The following is a 1516-nucleotide window of genomic DNA, read 5'->3' on the forward strand; positions in this document are numbered from 1 at the left end:
GAGAGTTTGCGGCGAAATTAGACCTTTTTTCCGGGCTTTTTTGTGGTTTCCGGGAAAGAGGACAGCCAGATTTTTGTTGTAAGGACAAGTCCCCAACAGAGGCAATCTGATAGTATTTTTGATTTCTTCAAGACTTCTGAATTTAGTGTCCAGGGCGTCTGCCAACAAACCCACAAAAAGGGATAAAAACACACTGGCAACAACCGCCGCTGCCAGTTTTAGGTTTTTCTTGGAGACGTCCTTGATAATGTTTTCGTTGATGGGGGTTAAAAGTTGCCAGGGGGACAACTCTTGGGCCACTTGAATTTGTAGATTTTCCCTGACAGACAGAAGTCTTGTTAGGCTTTCATTGGCAATTTGTAGTTCTCTTACAATTCTGTTATACTGTTTGTTTTCGGTGGAGAGACTGTCAATATTTTTGTTTAATGTTACCAATGCTTCTTCCAAACCCCTATCCTTGGCCTGTAGTACTTGTATCTGGTTGTAGGTATCAAGGAATTGTTGGATTTTTTCCAGGTTTTGTTGGGGCATGGAGGCTATAAAATCCAAAGACGGGTTCTCTGAAGGATTTTTTAGTATTTTGCCTGTTTCCATTTGTAGCAGGGACACCAGTTGGTTTCTTTTGTCAGTGAGGGCCCTGACTGTGGGGTTTTGGGGGCCAAATCTTAGAGTTTCCAGTGCTATTTGAGTTTCGGTGTCTTTGATTTGGGAAACAAGCTTAAGGTAGTTTGGTTGTTCATTGAGACGGGTTACCACAGTCACCTGTTGGGGGGTGAATTGGAGTTGGTTTTGTAACAGTCTGAAAAGTTTTCTTAAACCCCCCAACTCAAGTTTAACTGCCTCTCTTTGTTGTCGAAGAAACGTTAGTTGTTCCTTTAAAGCATCTGCCTGACGGGTTGGTTCTAGTATTAACCCTCTGCTCTTTTGGAATTTTTCTAATTCGGATTCCCACTGGTATACTTCTTCCCTTACTCTTTTAATTTCCCCCTCAACAAATTTTATGGCCTGGGTTAATTGTCTGACCTGCTGTTGTTTGTTGTACTGTATATAACCACTAGCAATCTTCTCTAGTACAAATAGTACTTTTTCCCGGGATTTATTTTTATAAGTCACTTCGATGATGGGGGCTTCTTTATCTTTTGCCCCCGCCCTTTGTTTTACATCAAGGGCGTCAGCCAAATTTTCCGTTTTCTTTCCGTTTTTACTGACAGATAGACTTATTTCCGGGTACTTAGAGCGAATGGACTCGACAATGGGGGCGAGAGTCAATTGACTTTTCAATACCCCCAGCTGACCTTCATAATTCAAACTTTCAGAAGAAAAGTTGATGCCATGGATTTGTTGGAGGAAACTTAAACTTGTCCTATTTTTGTAAGGAGGCTCCACTAGTATTTCTACTTTACCTTCGTATAGGGGGGGTTGGCTTAGAATCCAGACGGAAGAGGGAATGGCCACGGCTAGGGTTGTGGCGATAATCAATAGGCCTTTTCGTCTGATAGCCCTGAAGAGTTCAGCC

Annotated in this window: 1 protein-coding gene; it reads right to left on the minus strand. The window is 42.3% G+C overall.

Annotated elements, in window-relative coordinates:
- The coding region (locus IGQ44_05380; GenBank protein ID HIK37405.1) for a capsular biosynthesis protein at nucleotides 1–1516 on the minus strand (1516 nt) is incomplete at both ends.

Source organism: Geminocystis sp. M7585_C2015_104, from assembly GCA_015295805.1.
Lineage (GTDB): Bacteria > Cyanobacteriota > Cyanobacteriia > Cyanobacteriales > Cyanobacteriaceae > DVEF01.